Genomic DNA, 15,118 nt, shown 5'->3' with positions numbered 1-15,118 from the left:
TCGGGCGAACAATTTCAAAAATTTAAGTATGAACCTACGCCGCCAACTCTTGCTCGTCAGCCTTGTCGCACTCACCCTGCCCTGGGCCGGCTGCCAGTACCTCCGCCAGGTGGACGCCGCCCTAGCGCAAGGCCAGATCCAGGCAATTGAAGCAACTGCGGCGGCAATTGCCGCGCGCTTGGCCAGCGCCCCCCAGCTTATCGCCCCAGATCCTCAGCGCCTTTCGCGCCCACCAGGCGCTCAGCTCTACCTGAATCCCCTATCTCAAGCTCCGAGAGTCGACGGCTATGGCGATGAGTGGCGAGCGCAGCAACTGGAGCCCAGAGCCCTTGAGGACGGGCAGCTATCCCCTATGGCCCAGGTGACGCTGGGGCAACTGGATAAGCAAATCTACCTGCTTCTCACTGTTTCGGACTCAACCCCCGCCTATCGGGACCCCCGCACAGGCCTGATCGCTGGAGGCGACACTGTAGAGCTATTTACCGCTGACCAGCACTACATCCTGCCCGTCGCCAGCCAGGGGGCCGCCAGCGCCTTGTGGCACAACCCGAGAGAGGGCCGCTATGAGCGCGAGCTGCGTTTCAGGGGCCGATGGACTACTTCTGGTGCCGGTTACCAATTGGAGCTGGCTCTACCACAAACCCTAACCGGTGGAGCCCTCGCTATCCGCATTCACGACAGGGCAAACAGCAGTGGCTCCTCACCGACTCGCAGCGCCAGCACACTTCCGACAGATGGCCACCCAGGACGCCTGGTGAGCCCCCTGCCAGACCTTCAGAAAGAGCTCGACCACTTTGCGCGCCCTGGACTACGCCTCGCAGTAGTGGACAGCGAGGGGTTTCTCCTTGCCAGCAACGGGCAACTACAGCTGGCAGATTCCGAGAGCAATTCGTGGCTGAGAGACTGGGCTTATCGCAAATTGCTTTCCAGAGAGGATTTGCCACAGCTGCCGAAAAATAGCTTGCCTCTTCCGACGCCTGACAGCCGTGGCACCCGGGAGCAATGGTTTTCAGGGCCGCTGCAATCCCGAATTGGTGCGGTGAGTGTGCCCGTTATCACCCGGGTCGACGAAGTGGTTGAGCGGCCACTTCTGGGCCAGGTCCTCGTCCTGCAATCTGGCGAAGCGATGCAATCAGTCACCGAGGGAGCAGCCCACCGATTGTGGTTGATCAGCTGCGCCGCAGCAGCAACCGCCCTGCTCTTCCTTTTGGGCTACGCCAGCTGGCTTTCCTGGCGCGTGCGCAAGCTACACCAGGCCGCCCGCAACGCAGTAGATTCCAGCGGCAAACTGCGCGGCAACTTTCCCCATTCAAAGGCTGGCGATGAACTGGGAGACCTAAACCGGGCCTTCGCCAGCCTGCTCGCAGAACTGGACCAATATCACCAGTACCTGCGCACTCTCGCCAGTAAGTTGTCACACGAGCTACGCACACCGCTGGCAGTGGTTCGCTCATCCCTGGATAACCTCGCCGCCGGAGAACTCGACGACCACAGCCGCCGCTATGCAGGGCGGGCTATGGATGGCAGTGCAAGGCTGTCGGGGATTCTCAACAGTCTCTCCGCAGCCAGCAATCTTGAAACCAGCATCCACCAAGCGGAGCGGGAGCCTTTCGACCTGGCAGACCTGCTTGAAGTCATGGCACAGTGCTATGGCGATGCTCACAGCGAACACCAATTTACCCTGAACAAACCCACTGGGGAGCTAGCCTGCCACGGCGCACCGGAGTTATTGGCTCAACTACTGGACAAGCTGGTGGATAACGCATGTAGCTTCGCTCCCGAAGGCAGTGAAATTTGCCTGTCAGTGGCAACAAACAGAGATACCTACTTGATCACAGTGGGCAATGACGGCCCACTGCTCCCGGAAGGTTACGCTCACAAGCTGTTCGACTCTCTCGTTTCTGTGCGCAACCAGGGCGATAATGCCGGCCACCTGGGGCTGGGACTGCATATCGCCAAACTGATCGCAGACTTCCACGGAGGCTCCCTAAAAGCCCGAAACCGCAGCGACGGCAGCGGTGTAGAGTTCAGCCTGGAGTTGCCGACCGGGTAACCGTCGTTGTGGATTGACAACATATCTGCACCGAGACGCCCGCTATGGTTGACAAACAACCAACTGTGGGGATAATGTCGCGTCCCGATCGGGCCCCAGGGCCTGTTAGTTACAGATTTATAGATTCCAGACAGGAGCAACCGGTGGCCAACTCACCTCAAGCGAAGAAACGCGCGCGCCAGAACGACAAGCGCCGCATGCACAACGCCAGTCTGCGCTCCATGGTGCGCACCTACATCAAGAAGGTAGTTGCGGCCATCGATGCCGGCGATGCGGAAAAAGCAAAAACTGCGTACGCAGAAGCAGTTCCCGTTATTGACCGTATGGCAGACAAAGGCATTATTCACAAGAATAAAGCCGCTCGTCATAAGAGCCGTCTGAACGCTCAGATCAAAGCTCTGGCCGCCTAATCCCTTAGGCAGCAGACACAAAAAAGCCCCGCATTGCGGGGCTTTTTTGTATTCGAAACTTGCCAATTCAGAGCAGGATCAGGTTATCGCGGTGAATCAATTCATCGTCATCCCGATACCCTAAAAGGTCGGCAAACTTCTCCGATGACTGCCCCAGAATCCGACCGCTCTCACTACTGTCATAATTGACCAGGCCCCGCGCTATCTCGCGACCTTCAGCATTCCTGCAAGACACCAGATCCCCTCGCCTGAAACGCCCTTCAACAGCGGTAACCCCCACCGGCAACAGACTGCTACCACTCCCAGTCATAGCCGCCTCGGCACCGGCATCCACTAACAGGGTTCCGCGCACCTGCAACTGCCCCGCAAGCCAGCGCTTACGTGCCGCCAGGGGATCTGCTTCTGGCAGCAACAGGGTACCCAGCTGCTCGCCGGCACAGACTTTATCTATCACCGCCTCCAGGGCGCCGCCAGCGATCACTGTGCGAGCTCCTGAGCGCGCTGCCAGCTGCGCTGCGCGCACCTTGGTGGTCATACCACCACGACCCAGACCGCTGCGGGAATCCCCCGCCATCTCCAGCAGCTTGGGATCAAGTGCAGATGCCTCGCTGATTAATTCTGCTTCGGGGTTATCGCGGGGATCTTCAGTAAACAGCCCATCCGCATCGGTCAAAATCAGCAGCGCATCTGCCTCAACCAGATTTGCAACCAAGGCCGCCAGGGTATCGTTATCGCCGAAACGTATTTCGTCAGTCACTACCGTGTCATTTTCATTCACGATAGGCACAGCCCCCAGTGACAGGAGCGTGCGCAAGGTGCTGCGAGCATTCAGGTAGCGAGTGCGATTGGAAAGGTCATCGTGATCCAACAGGATCTGAGCGCTGCGAATATCAAAACGGCTAAAAGCCTGCTCATAGACCTGCACAAGGTGGCTCTGCCCCACAGCAGCAGCCGCCTGTAACTGGTGGATAGACTCGGGCCGGCGACACCAGCCCAATCGATCCATTCCGGCCGCAACAGCACCGGATGAAACCAGAACCACTTCGATTCCTTGACGGCGCAAATCAGCCATCTGTGCAACCCAGGCAGAAATGGCAGCGGTATTCACACCTCGACCATTATCTGTCAGAAGGGCGCTACCAATTTTTACCACCCACCGCTGGGCTTTAGTCAACGCCTGCCGGGACACTGTTGCGGAGTCCATGCTTCCCCCTCAGGACAAGATAACTATTGAGCGAGCCAAGCTACTTCAGCAACTGCTCGCTCCATGCCATTTAAGAGCGATACTCGACATCCACATCGTGGTCGTCGTCATCATCCCAATCCTCGTCGTCATCCACCTGCCCCTTGGCAGCTTTGCGTTTGGCGCGATGACTCTCTCTCAACTCTTCGATTCGCTCGCGAGCTTCGCGCTGCATTTGGCGCTGCGCTTCCAGCTCTGCCACAGCCAAGTCAGGATCTCGCTCCTCAATTTCCTGGCGCTCTTCCAGGTAGTCCATCAAGCGACCACCGAGGGCATCGGTACCCTCCTTCCGAATAGCTGCCACACGAAACACAGGTCCTTCCCAACCCAGGGCATCCACTACCGCCTGGCAGCGCTCTTCCAGCTCAGCAGCGGGAACTAGGTCCGTCTTATTCAATACCAACCAGCGTTCGCGCCCGGCCAGGGTAGGGCTAAAGGTGGACAGCTCGTGCTCAATGGCTCGGGCATTCTCCACCGGATCAGAGCCATCGAAGGGAGCCAGGTCAACCAGGTGCAACAAAACACGACAGCGGGTTAAGTGCTTGAGGAAGCGAATACCCAGGCCCGCCCCTTCGGCTGCACCTTCAATCAGGCCGGGAATATCTGCAATCACAAAGCTGCGATGCTTCTGAACCTGCACTACCCCCAAATTTGGTACCAAGGTGGTAAAGGGGTAGTTGGCCACTTTCGGTTTGGCCGCAGAGACGGCGCGAATAAACGTGGATTTACCCGCATTGGGCAGCCCCAACATGCCTACATCTGCCAGAACTTTTAGCTCGAGCTTGAGGCTGCGCATCTCACCCTCAGTGCCGTGCGTGGTCTGACGCGGCGCACGGTTAGTACTGGACTTAAATCGGGTATTACCCAGGCCGTGGAAGCCCCCCTGGGCCACCAGCTGACGCTCACCGGCTTCGGTCATATCGCCGATAGTCTCGCCGGTATCCGCATCAATGATCGTGGTGCCCACCGGCACCTTAAGGACCAGGTCCTCACCCTTGGCGCCAGTACAGTTGCGCCCTCGACCCGGCTGGCCACTCTCAGCGGCGTAGCGGGGCTGGTAGCGATAATCCACCAGGGTGTTCAGGGAATCATCAGCTTCCAGGTACACGGAGCCGCCATCGCCGCCGTCACCGCCATCCGGACCACCCTTCTCAACAAATTTTTCCCGGCGAAAGCTCAGGCAGCCATTGCCGCCCTTGCCTGCCTGCACAGAGATGGGCGCCTCATCGACAAACTTCATAATCACTCCACCGCCACAGCGGTTGTCTCATCCGGTGCGCAGATGCGCGCACTATCATCATACCAGCCGACAAGCCGCCTCCTGTGGGCAACTGCCACCCTAACTTCCCGTCGCGGTCTTTTTGCGACTTTTCCAACAAAAAAGCCCCGCAATAGCGGGGCTTTTTATGAAGCTTGGGCTAATGACCGCTTAAGCAGTTTCGATAGAAACGAACTTGCGGTTGTTGGGGCCCTTAACTTCAAACTTCACAACGCCGTCCGCAGTGGCGAACAGGGTGTGGTCTTTGCCCATACCAACGTTAACACCGGCGTGGAACTTGGTGCCACGCTGACGAACGATGATGTTGCCTGCTGCTACAGACTGGCCGCCAAAGCGCTTCACGCCCAGGCGTTTACTCTCGGAATCGCGACCATTTCGCGTACTACCGCCAGCTTTCTTATGTGCCATGAGTCGTTACTCCTCTCTTATGCCTTGATGCCAGTGATTTTAACTTCGGTGTACCACTGACGGTGGCCCTGGCGCTTCATGGAGTGCTTACGACGACGGAACTTGATGATTTTCACCTTCTCGCCGCGGCCGTGGCTTACCACTTCAGCAGTTACTTTAGCGCCATCTACAACAGGAGCGCCAATGTTGATCTTGTCGCCATCGACAACCATGAACACTTTATCAAAATCGATGGATTCGCCAGTTGCTACTTCCAGCTTCTCCAGGCGAAGTACTTCGCCTTCTTCTACACGGTGTTGCTTGCCACCGCTCTCAAAAACAGCGTACATATTTCTATGCTCCGGTAAGGACGACACGAAGCAGCGGGAGGACCAGCAAGTCACTGCTCCGCATTTCGGGAGCTTGCGCCGTGTGTTTAACATCTATTCGCCAAAAGGCCCGCAGACGACCCAATAGCCGCAAAGAGCCCGCAATTGGCGGGGCGCAGATTCTAATCAATTCGCCGGGTTGATACAATAGCGCCCCTTCGCCTTCCGGCCCCCGGGAGGCCCCTGTCTAGTCGTATAAGGAACTCTCACATGCTGCCTTTTCACCGGGTCGCCGCCGAAGACTTTGCTGCGGTTAACCAGCGCATTCTCGATCAACTGCACTCGGACGTTCCCCTGGTGGAAAATATAGGTCACTACCTGGTCGAAGCCGGGGGGAAGCGCCTGCGCCCACTACTGGTACTGCTTTGTGCCAAAGCTTGCGGCTATCAGGGTGAGAACCATATCGATCTCGCCACCATTATTGAGTTTATTCACACTGCAACCTTACTGCACGACGATGTTGTAGACACCTCTGACATGCGCCGCGGCCGCCTTACCGCCAATGCCAAGTGGGGCAATGCGCCCAGCGTACTCGTGGGAGATTTCCTCTATTCCCGCGCCTTCCAGATGATGGTTGCCCTGGAAGACATGAACATCATGGCCATTCTCTCAGAAACCACCAACACCATCGCAGAGGGTGAAGTACAGCAACTGGTCAACGCCGGTGATCCCGCAGTAAGCGAAGAGAATTACTTCACTGTCATCCACAAAAAGACCGGCGCACTGTTTGAAGCCGCCTGTGAAACTGCGGCCGTATTAGCCAACTGCTCAAGTGAAGAACAAACTGCACTGAAACTCTACGGTCGACACCTGGGACTCGCCTTCCAGCTGGTTGATGACGCTCTCGATTATCGCGGTAATTCGGAAGAACTGGGTAAAAATGTTGGGGATGACCTGGCGGAGGGCAAACCGACCCTGCCCTTGATCTACACCATGGCCAACGGCAGCAAGGACCAGGCACTGCTGGTAAAAACTGCAATTGAACAGCGCAGTGCGGAAAAGCTCAGTGAAATAGTAGAGGCCATTGAAGCCTGCGGTGCTCTGGACTACACCATGGATCGTGCCCGGGCCGCTGTAGAAGACGCCAAAAAGCAATTGGCCTTTATGCCCGAGAGCGAACAAAAAACCGCCCTGCAGCAATTGGCGAGTTTTGCTATAGAGAGAAACGTCTAGAAGTAAATGCTGCTCGGGCTATATCGATAGCACGGGCAGCGCCGCTACCTTAAGCACAATGCGAAACAACGCAGCTCCCCCCTCGAGCAGCTACCAACCCTGACCAACCTCCAAGCTTTATTCGTATCTATTTCCCGCTACCCCTCCAACATTGGGTACGATTGTTCCTCTTGTTATTTCAAGCGCCAACACCAATTCCTCAGGGGCAAAAATAACGAGAAGAATATAATTGGTATGGAGAGATCAGCACATGAGAAGCTCTACTGCGCTTTATCAGCTTAGAAATTACCCGGAAATGTTCTTAAAAAATAACCTGGTGAGGATTACCGGTACAAAAGATACTGGAGTCATGGATTATCAATTCGGGACCTACACCATGGGCATGGGCGCACCTGGTATCGATAGCCCCAATGAAATTTTTGCTTTCCACCGCCAAGGGGTCTTTATCGAAGATCCGCAAACAATCAAGGTCCACCATATTCGTATGATCGATTGGGATGAAGACCTTGCCCTAGATCGCCTTGAGCCCTACCAAATGCGCAGCGGTGCCGACATTATGATTACCGGGCAACTCAGTGACTGCTGTTTCTGTATTGGCGGGCGCAATACGAATATGCCGGCCGTTGCTCATGTTCGCCCAAGGAAAAAACAGGGACTCAATGGCAAGGCCACACACAATGAAATTATCAACCAAGGAAAGTTTAGGTTTTTAGGTAACGTCACAAAATCCCTTGGGCGCTCAACGCTAAAGCCCCACCATCACATCTACACAGACTACGCTTATGTTATTGGAGTACGGGTTAAGAACCAGTGGCAAATCTTCGCTCAACACGTAAAGACCCCCAAAGGCCCCATCCAAGCTGTCACCCGACTCTTATAATTTCTTCCATAAAACCAGATAAATAACTTTGAGTACCCCCAAACCAAAAAGCCCCGCAGTTGCGGGGCTTTTTAATATTAAAAAACGAGTATCAACCGATAAGCTTAAGCAGCTCCTCTGTTTTCTCCCGCATTAATTCCTCACTTCCCCGGGATTCAACATTCAAGCGAACAACCGGTTCAGTATTTGACATACGCAAATTAAAACGCCACTCGGGGTAAGCGATACTCAACCCATCCACGTGCTCAACGCTGTCAGCTGCAGGTCCATACTTTTCCTCTGCCGCCTTTAACAGTGCTGCAGCATCCTGAACCTTAGAGTTAATCTCTCCCGAACAGGGGAAAGCGGCCATGCGCTCACCAACAAGCTGTGACAGCGATTTACCACTGCGACTTACCAACTCAGCAACCAATAACCATGGAATCATACCGCTATCGCAGTAGGCGAAATCCCGGAAATAATGATGCGCACTCATTTCACCGCCATAAATGGCATCTTCCTTGCGCATGCGCTCTTTAATAAAGGCATGACCGGTTTTACTCTGTACCGGCTCTCCACCAGCAGCGCGGACAATATCCTCGGTATTCCAGAGCAGGCGTGGATCATGAACAACTTTGGCACCGTTGTTTTTTGCCAGGAAAGCTTCTGCCAGCAAGCCAACAACATAGTAACCTTCAATAAAATCACCACTTTCATCGAAGAAAAAGCAGCGATCAAAATCACCATCCCAGGCTATACCAAAATCAGCGCCGCTTGCCCGCACTGCCTCGGCAGTAGAACTGCGGTTTTCTGGCAAAATTGGGTTGGGAATACCGTTGGGAAAGTTGCCATCGGGCTCATGGTGAACTCGAACAAACTCAAACGGCAGGTGTGGAGCCAGCTCATCAACAACCGCCCCCGCACCACCATTACCCGCATTAACCACCAATTTTAATGGTTTCAATGCAGTATTATCGATATACCCCAATAAGTGCTGCACAAAATCAGCGCGATGTTCAAAGCGCTGCAAAGTGCCTCTTTGCTCAACCGGAGCAAAGTTGTTTTCTTCTGCCAAGCGCTTGATATCCAGTAGACCGGTATCACCACTGATTGGACTACTGCCTGCACGTACAAACTTCATGCCGTTGTAGTCCATAGGATTGTGACTAGCAGTAACGCAAATACCGCCGTCAAAGTCCCCGTGGAAATTGGCAAAGTAGACCTCTTCTGTACCACACTCGCCGATATGGAAAACATCGGCACCCGCATCTCGTAATCCATTGACCAGCGCATCTGTCAGCTCGCCACTGGTAAGCCGAATATCATGCCCAACAACTACTCGACGAGCATTCAGGAACTGGGCAAAGGCACGCCCCACTCGATATGCGACATCGGTATTAAGTTCATCGGGTACACGGCCGCGAAGGTCATAAGCCTTAAAGCAAGTCAGCTCACTCACTTGCTTTTCTCCTCAGCAGCCTGCTCTGGCAAATACACATTTTCGTAGACGTGGTTAGTAGCATCAATAAAGCCCTCTACAGAACCACAGTCAAAGCGGCGACCTTTGAAGGCATAGGCTAATACACAGCCCTGCTGAGCTTGCGCCATCAGCGCATCGGTAATTTGAACCTCACCATTTTTGCCTGGAGGAGTATCTCGGATCAGATCAAAGATATCCGGTGTCAGGATATAACGACCAATAATCGCCATATTACTGGGGGCATCTTCCGCTGCAGGCTTCTCGACCATGTCAGTGACTTGATACAGACCAGGCTTAATTTCATTACCACCGATCACACCAAATTTATGGATCTGCTCCTTCGGCACCTCCTCTACCGCAACAATACTGCAGCGGAATTGCTTATAAAGCTGAACCATTTGCCCCAAAACGCCCATATCTTCATTTAGACACAGGTCATCAGCCAACACGACAGCAAACGGCTCATCGCCAACCAGGCGATGTCCTTGCAAAATAGCGTCACCCAGGCCTCTCATTTCGCCCTGACGCGTATAAGAAAAGCTCGCCCTATCGATCACTTTACGCACTGAGTCCAAGTAACGTTCTTTGCCGGTACCCGCGATCTGGTGTTCCAGCTCAAAGTTGGTATCAAAGTGATCCTCAATTGCGCGCTTGCCTCGCCCTGTGACAAAACCGATCTCGGTCAGCCCCGCTTCTATAGCCTCTTCAACGCCATACTGAACCAATGGCTTATTCACCAGCGGCAACATTTCTTTCGGCATCGCCTTAGTGGCAGGAAGAAAACGAGTGCCATAACCGGCAACAGGAAATAGGCATTTCTTGAGCATTCTGCTCCCCCAATCAATTTAAAACAGCGCACCCCCGCGCAGGGCTGGCAACTTATCATAGCGTCGCTGTGCAAGCACTTACACTCGATAACGTTAAGCTTGGCCCAAAATGTGAATTCCCCCGAGGATAAACACCAAAACTATACGAATAAGATGAGGAATTAATACGCTAAATAGGGGGTATTTGTGAAGACAATTCTCACGCCAGTCACAAAAACCACCTTGACCGACTGGACAAGCGACACAGACCCCTTAGAATGCCCGCTCTTGCAAAAGTGTCCAATCTCAATTGCATAACCACCCACTAACGGGGAAATGATGAGTAATTTTGTACAAAAAAGTGAGTATACCAGAGAGGAGCTCCTGACCTGCTCCCGTGGCGAGATGTTCGGCCCAGGCAACGCCCAGTTGCCGGCTCCCAATATGTTGATGCTCGATCGTATCACCCATATATCCAAGGAAGGTGGTGCTTTCGGCAAGGGAGAGCTGATCGCTGAGCTCGACATTCACCCCGACCTATGGTTCTTCGACTGCCATTTTCCCGGCGATCCCGTAATGCCCGGCTGCCTCGGCCTGGATGCTATGTGGCAATTATTGGGTTATTTCCTGGCCTGGAAAGGCAACCCCGGCCGCGGTCGAGCACTGGGCTGTGGTGAAGTTAAATTTACAGGCCAAATTCTCCCCACCAGCAAGAAGGTGACTTACCATATTCAGATGAGCCGGATTGTTGAGCGCAGGCTTGTTATGGGTATTGGCGACGGCAGTGTCTCTGTGGATGGAAGAGAAATTTACACAGCAAAGGATCTTCGCGTAGGCTTATTTACCCGTACGGACAATTTTTAAACTCGTTTAAGACTAATACCGGTAGAAACCATCAGTCCTCTGCCGACAAGCTATGCTGGAGATCACTATGCGTCGGGTCGTCATTACCGGAATGGGTATCACTTCCTGTATCGGTACCAACACTAAAGAAGTCACCGAGTCACTGAAAACTGGTCGAAGCGGCATCCGCTTCCAAGAAGAGTATAAGGAGCTCGGCCTGCGCAGCCATGTGGCTGGGCCTGTGGACATCGATTTCAAAGAGCATATCGATCGCAAGCAACTTCGCTTTATGGGCGACGCTGCAGCCTATGCGTACATTGCCATGCGTGAAGCAATCGAGATGTCGGGCCTGCAGGAGGAGCAGATATCTAATCCGCGCACGGGTATCGTGATGGGCTCTGGCGGCACATCCACTCAGCAGATTATTGACGCTGCACATACTCTGAAGGAAAAAGGTGTTCGCCGTGTAGGCGCCTACCGCGTGCCCCAGGTAATGAACAGTACCGTTTCCGCATGCTTAGCCACTCCATTCAAAATCAAAGGGGTGAACTACAGTATTTCCTCCGCTTGCGCTACCAGTGCCCACTGTATAGGAAACGGAGCTGAGCTTATCCAGATGGGTAAGCAGGATGTAGTGTTTGCTGGCGGTGGTGAGGAACTAGCCTGGAGTTTGACTCACTTGTTTGACGCTATGGGCGCCCTCTCAAGCAAATATAACGATACTCCGACAAAAGCATCACGCCCCTACGATGCCGATCGCGATGGCTTTGTGATCGCCGGTGGTGGTGGCTGTCTGGTACTCGAAGAAATGGAGCACGCCGTGGCTCGCGGTGCGACCATCTATGCGGAGCTGACCGGTTACGGCGCAACTTCCGATGGTTACGATATGGTTGCCCCAAGCGGTGAAGGCGCCACCCGCTGTATGCAGCAGGCTCTGGCCGGTATGGACGGCAAAGGCCTGCAGGGTAGCGTGGACTATATCAACACCCACGGCACCTCTACACCCGTAGGCGATGTCGCCGAATTGAAAGCCATGCGCGAAGTCTTCGGGGATACAGTTCCGGCATTCGCCTCTACCAAATCTCTGACAGGCCACTCTCTGGGAGCTGCAGGGGTTCAGGAGGCCATTTACAGCCTGCTGATGATGCAGAATAACTTTATTGCTGCATCAGCCAATGTAGAGAACCTCGACCCCGCTGCGGAAGGCATGGACCTTGTCCGCCAGCTGCGTGAGACTGAAGTCAAACGGGCTATGTCCAATAGCTTTGGCTTTGGCGGAACTAATGCTTGCCTGATATTCGATAAAATCTAATCGAAATAAAAAGGGCGCCGCGAGGCGCCCTTTTTATTGACTGCACAACAGAAACCAAACTATTCCGGAGTCGCGTGCAAGCGCTCCAACCACAGCTCAACCTGGCGTGTCAGTCCCTGTCTCCAGCTCCGCTGCTGAACACCAAAGACATCCCGCAGCTTGCCACATGAAAGTACTATGCTGCGATCCCGCTTTTCTGCCTCATCCCCTAATGAAGTAAATTGCGCAAAGCGCTCTTCATCGTAAAAAGCCTGGGCGCGCTCGACCACCTCCAGGGCAAACTCCATCGCTGTGCAGCTATCAGAACTACCGTAGTGGTAAACACCTCCTGCCTTAGCCCCGCTAGCGAGCTGCTGGGCAACCGCCACTGCGACACGAGCCATATCCACCACTGTTACTGGGTTGCCGCTGTTCCTTCCATCCAGGGCTAAAGGCTCCCCAGACACAAAGTTGCGTAAAATACGCCCTAACAAGGCATCCTGACCACTATCCACCATCCAGCCAAAACGCAAAATCGTCAGGTTTTGCAGCCCATTAAAGGCATCTTCGCAGGCCAGCCATTCGCGTCCACTCGGGGACTGTGGTTCTGCGGGCTCATCCTCGTCATAGCGGCGGCGCTCACCACCAGAAAAAACTTGGTAGGATGAGAGGTGAATAATATATTCACAGGGTGCAGCACAAAGCCGCTTACTCACCAGCAGTGACTCCGGCATGCCTCGATTGTCGGCACAGGCGGAGGCATTAATCACAATTGAGCCCGGTCTCAATTGATCGATTTCCCCAGGGGTCAACTGCTGTATGCGAAAGCCTGCGCGCTGCAGTCTTTTTTGCAGCGCACCATCAATCTCATTACCAGCTGTGATAATGGCGACGGTATCCGGCATATAACCTGTATTCAATTCAGACACTGGTAAATCCAGTTCTTAGAACGGGATATCGTCATCAAAGCTATTATCGAAACCACCGGCAGGACCTTGGTTCGGCTGTTGCTGGGGCTGCTGGTTAGCTGGTGCCATCGGTGAGGGAGCGGTACGCCCCTGCCCGTATGCCTCCTGGCCGCCCTGCTGCTGGTAGCCACCCTGGAAACCGCCGCCCTGCTGGTCAAAACCGCTGGAACCACCCATCGGCTGGCCGCCACCCATTTGGCCACCTGCGGCTGCGCCCATTCCAGCGCCACCCATACCCTGACCAAAGCCGCCCTGCTCACCGCGACCGTCCAGCATCTGCATTTCGCTGGCAACGATTTCAGTGGTGTAGCGGTCCTGGCCGGAATTCTTATCCTGCCACTTACGGGTGCGTAGAGAGCCCTCTACATAAACTTTGGCCCCCTTGCGCAGGTACTCACCGGCGATCTCAGCCAGGCGGTTAAAAAATACTACGCGATGCCACTCAGTGCGCTCCTGCTGCTGGCCAGTCTGCTTGTCTTTCCAGCTCTCACTGGTAGCCAGGCTGATGTTGGTAACAGCACCGCCACTCGGCATATATTTGGTTTCCGGGTCATTCCCCAGATTACCGATCAGAATTACTTTATTAATACCCCTGGCCATGGCCCTCTCCTCTCGTCAACCCGGGCTCCACCCGGGGCAATAAACTATTTAAACAATCAATTAATCTATCAAGTGTTATGAAATACCGTCAGTGCTACATTGCACCATCGGTAAATATTGTATTTTTATCCAGTAGGATACAATAGCGGCTCAGTGTTAGTAAGCGCTACCTTCACGCTCTCTCGCGCAAACCCCACCACAGCAACATCCATAGCAGCAGCACCGCCAAGCCCAGAGCAGCAACTGCGGAAGCGCCCCCCAGACCGAACAGCAGGCCACCCAGGCTACCGCCGACAAAAGTGCCAAAGAACTGTAAAGTCGCATAGAGCCCCGTAGCTGCACCTCTCGCTTCCGCCGGAGCCTTCCTGGTTAGCTGCGCCGGCAACAGGGCTTCAAGCAGGTTGAAACCGGTGAAGAACACTGCCAGCAAGACTACCAGCACCCAGGTGCTTGCAGACAACAAGGCCGCACTGCCACCGATCAAAGCTAAACAAGCAAAATTAAGCGCAAAAGGCACCCGATCACTTTTCTCTGCCGCCCTCATCATTGGCAACATCACCAGGAAGGTGCCGAGCATTAGCGGCCCATACAGTTTCCAGTGTTCGCTCGCTGGCCAATCCAACCTATCGACTAGCACCAATGGCAAGGCGACAAACAATGCCGTGAGCAACAAGTGGGAGAAAAAGGCCCCAGAAACCAAGCGCCAAACAAGACCACTTTTAACTACCGAACGAAAACCACTGCCATAAACCGCGGGCCGCCGAGCCGCCTCCGGAGTCGGCACCAGGCGCCAAACCAATAATCCACCCAGCAGTGCTAATCCAGCAGTGACCCAGAAAATTGCCGGCAAGCCGCCCACACCGGCCAGCGCCGGCCCCAGGATCACCGCCAGCATAAATGCAACGCCAATAGACGCTCCGATAATCGCCATCGCAATACCGCGCTTTTCATCGCGGGTTAAGTCGGCAACCAGCGCCATCACAGCAGCGGCAATAGCACCACAACCTTGCAGTACCCGCCCCACAATAAGGCCGTAAACCGAATCTGTCAGCGCAGCGATGACACTGCCCAGGGCAAACAGTGCAAGGCCGGTATAAATGACCGGCTTGCGCCCCCAACGATCGGACAGGAGCCCCAGAGGAATTTGGAGTATCGCCTGACTCAGGCCATAGGCACCCATTGCCAGCCCCAGCAGCATGGGCGTGCTATCACGATAGCCCTCGCCGTACACAGTGAGAACCGGCAGGACCATAAACAGGCCCAGCATACGAAAGACATACAGGGAAGCCAGCCCACCCAGGGCGCGGCGCTCAATGGAATTCATGCAAATCCCGGAA

At 54.5% G+C, this 15,118-nt stretch carries 15 protein-coding genes; 6 read left to right on the top strand and 9 right to left on the bottom strand.

Going from position 1 to position 15,118, the window contains the following annotated elements:
- Window positions 1-28 precede the first annotated feature (28 nt).
- Together ACJJII_RS09145 and rpsT are read left to right on the top strand one after the other, a co-directional pair.
- Window positions 29-2,053, top strand: a complete 2,025-nt coding sequence (locus ACJJII_RS09145) for an ATP-binding protein (RefSeq protein WP_444918929.1) — start codon at window positions 29-31, stop codon at window positions 2,051-2,053.
- Window positions 2,054-2,196: 143 nt separating this feature from the next.
- On the top strand, window positions 2,197-2,463 hold the full coding sequence (rpsT, locus tag ACJJII_RS09140) for a 30S ribosomal protein S20 (RefSeq protein WP_108731693.1): 267 nt from the start codon (window positions 2,197-2,199) through the stop codon (window positions 2,461-2,463).
- 67 nt (window positions 2,464-2,530) lie between these two features.
- Here the strand turns inward: rpsT and proB are convergent, their stop codons facing one another.
- From proB to rplU, 4 genes are all read right to left on the bottom strand, one after another.
- On the bottom strand, window positions 2,531-3,667 hold the full coding sequence (gene proB / locus ACJJII_RS09135) for a glutamate 5-kinase (protein ID WP_444918928.1): 1,137 nt from the start codon (window positions 3,665-3,667) through the stop codon (window positions 2,531-2,533).
- Window positions 3,668-3,737: 70 nt separating this feature from the next.
- Window positions 3,738-4,946, bottom strand: coding sequence for an Obg family GTPase CgtA (cgtA, locus tag ACJJII_RS09130; protein ID WP_444912069.1), 1,209 nt, complete (start codon window positions 4,944-4,946; stop codon window positions 3,738-3,740).
- A gap of 189 nt (window positions 4,947-5,135) precedes the next feature.
- Complete coding sequence (rpmA, locus tag ACJJII_RS09125; RefSeq protein ID WP_073277572.1) at window positions 5,136-5,393, bottom strand: 50S ribosomal protein L27; 258 nt, start codon at window positions 5,391-5,393, stop codon at window positions 5,136-5,138.
- Between the two features lie 17 nt (window positions 5,394-5,410).
- The gene (gene rplU, locus ACJJII_RS09120) at window positions 5,411-5,722 is read right to left on the bottom strand and encodes a 50S ribosomal protein L21 (protein WP_108731690.1); all 312 of its coding nucleotides are present in this window, start codon (window positions 5,720-5,722) and stop codon (window positions 5,411-5,413) included.
- A 249-nt stretch (window positions 5,723-5,971) separates the two neighbouring features.
- On the opposite strand from rplU, the gene ispB reads away from it, so the two are divergent.
- Together ispB and ACJJII_RS09110 are read left to right on the top strand one after the other, a co-directional pair.
- Complete coding sequence (gene ispB, locus ACJJII_RS09115; protein ID WP_444914818.1) at window positions 5,972-6,934, top strand: octaprenyl diphosphate synthase; 963 nt, start codon at window positions 5,972-5,974, stop codon at window positions 6,932-6,934.
- A gap of 250 nt (window positions 6,935-7,184) precedes the next feature.
- A complete protein-coding gene (locus ACJJII_RS09110) occupies window positions 7,185-7,814 on the top strand; it encodes a hypothetical protein (protein WP_444918927.1) in 630 nt (209 codons plus the stop codon).
- 91 nt (window positions 7,815-7,905) lie between these two features.
- Here the strand turns inward: ACJJII_RS09110 and ACJJII_RS09105 are convergent, their stop codons facing one another.
- Together ACJJII_RS09105 and galU are read right to left on the bottom strand one after the other, a co-directional pair.
- Window positions 7,906-9,252 (bottom strand): phosphohexomutase domain-containing protein, encoded by a 1,347-nt coding sequence (locus tag ACJJII_RS09105; protein WP_444918926.1) that lies wholly within the window; start codon window positions 9,250-9,252, stop codon window positions 7,906-7,908.
- Complete coding sequence (gene galU, locus ACJJII_RS09100; RefSeq protein ID WP_413664295.1) at window positions 9,249-10,100, bottom strand: UTP--glucose-1-phosphate uridylyltransferase GalU; 852 nt, start codon at window positions 10,098-10,100, stop codon at window positions 9,249-9,251. Before galU ends, ACJJII_RS09105 begins: the two co-directional genes overlap by 4 nt.
- 318 nt (window positions 10,101-10,418) lie before the next feature.
- Here galU and fabA point away from each other — a divergent pair, with 318 nt between their 5' ends.
- On the top strand, window positions 10,419-10,943 hold the full coding sequence (fabA, locus tag ACJJII_RS09095; RefSeq protein ID WP_108731685.1) for a 3-hydroxyacyl-[acyl-carrier-protein] dehydratase FabA: 525 nt from the start codon (window positions 10,419-10,421) through the stop codon (window positions 10,941-10,943).
- 67 nt (window positions 10,944-11,010) lie between these two features.
- Complete coding sequence (gene fabB / locus ACJJII_RS09090; protein ID WP_413664294.1) at window positions 11,011-12,234, top strand: beta-ketoacyl-ACP synthase I; 1,224 nt, start codon at window positions 11,011-11,013, stop codon at window positions 12,232-12,234.
- 59 nt (window positions 12,235-12,293) lie between these two features.
- Here the strand turns inward: fabB and ACJJII_RS09085 are convergent, their stop codons facing one another.
- The 3 genes from ACJJII_RS09085 to ACJJII_RS09075 all read right to left on the bottom strand — a co-directional run bounded on the left by ACJJII_RS09085 (window position 12,294) and on the right by ACJJII_RS09075 (window position 15,105).
- Window positions 12,294-13,142, bottom strand: coding sequence for a sugar nucleotide-binding protein (locus ACJJII_RS09085; RefSeq protein ID WP_444918925.1), 849 nt, complete (start codon window positions 13,140-13,142; stop codon window positions 12,294-12,296).
- Window positions 13,143-13,157: 15 nt separating this feature from the next.
- Window positions 13,158-13,781: a single-stranded DNA-binding protein gene (gene ssb / locus ACJJII_RS09080; protein ID WP_282934376.1), complete on the bottom strand. Its 624-nt coding sequence runs from the start codon at window positions 13,779-13,781 to the stop codon at window positions 13,158-13,160.
- Window positions 13,782-13,953: 172 nt separating this feature from the next.
- Window positions 13,954-15,105 (bottom strand): MFS transporter, encoded by a 1,152-nt coding sequence (locus ACJJII_RS09075; RefSeq protein ID WP_413664292.1) that lies wholly within the window; start codon window positions 15,103-15,105, stop codon window positions 13,954-13,956.
- Between the last annotated feature and the right edge of the window lie 13 nt (window positions 15,106-15,118).

It is taken from the genome of Microbulbifer maximicatervae (SeqCode) (genome assembly GCF_052467825.1).
Note: the sequence above shows the minus strand (reverse complement) of the source record. Positions and strands in the feature narration are given on the sequence as shown.

Coding starts and splice junctions, on each gene's coding strand:
- ACJJII_RS09145 (WP_444918929.1), top strand. CDS start 29: ATGAACCTACGCCGCCAACTCTTGCTCGTCAGCCTTGTCGCACTCACC.
- proB (WP_444918928.1), bottom strand. CDS start 3,667: ATGGACTCCGCAACAGTGTCCCGGCAGGCGTTGACTAAAGCCCAGCGG.
- cgtA (WP_444912069.1), bottom strand. CDS start 4,946: ATGAAGTTTGTCGATGAGGCGCCCATCTCTGTGCAGGCAGGCAAGGGC.
- rpmA (WP_073277572.1), bottom strand. CDS start 5,393: ATGGCACATAAGAAAGCTGGCGGTAGTACGCGAAATGGTCGCGATTCC.
- rplU (WP_108731690.1), bottom strand. CDS start 5,722: ATGTACGCTGTTTTTGAGAGCGGTGGCAAGCAACACCGTGTAGAAGAA.
- ispB (WP_444914818.1), top strand. CDS start 5,972: ATGCTGCCTTTTCACCGGGTCGCCGCCGAAGACTTTGCTGCGGTTAAC.
- ACJJII_RS09110 (WP_444918927.1), top strand. CDS start 7,185: ATGAGAAGCTCTACTGCGCTTTATCAGCTTAGAAATTACCCGGAAATG.
- galU (WP_413664295.1), bottom strand. CDS start 10,100: ATGCTCAAGAAATGCCTATTTCCTGTTGCCGGTTATGGCACTCGTTTT.
- fabA (WP_108731685.1), top strand. CDS start 10,419: ATGAGTAATTTTGTACAAAAAAGTGAGTATACCAGAGAGGAGCTCCTG.
- fabB (WP_413664294.1), top strand. CDS start 11,011: ATGCGTCGGGTCGTCATTACCGGAATGGGTATCACTTCCTGTATCGGT.
- ssb (WP_282934376.1), bottom strand. CDS start 13,781: ATGGCCAGGGGTATTAATAAAGTAATTCTGATCGGTAATCTGGGGAAT.
- ACJJII_RS09075 (WP_413664292.1), bottom strand. CDS start 15,105: ATGAATTCCATTGAGCGCCGCGCCCTGGGTGGGCTGGCTTCCCTGTAT.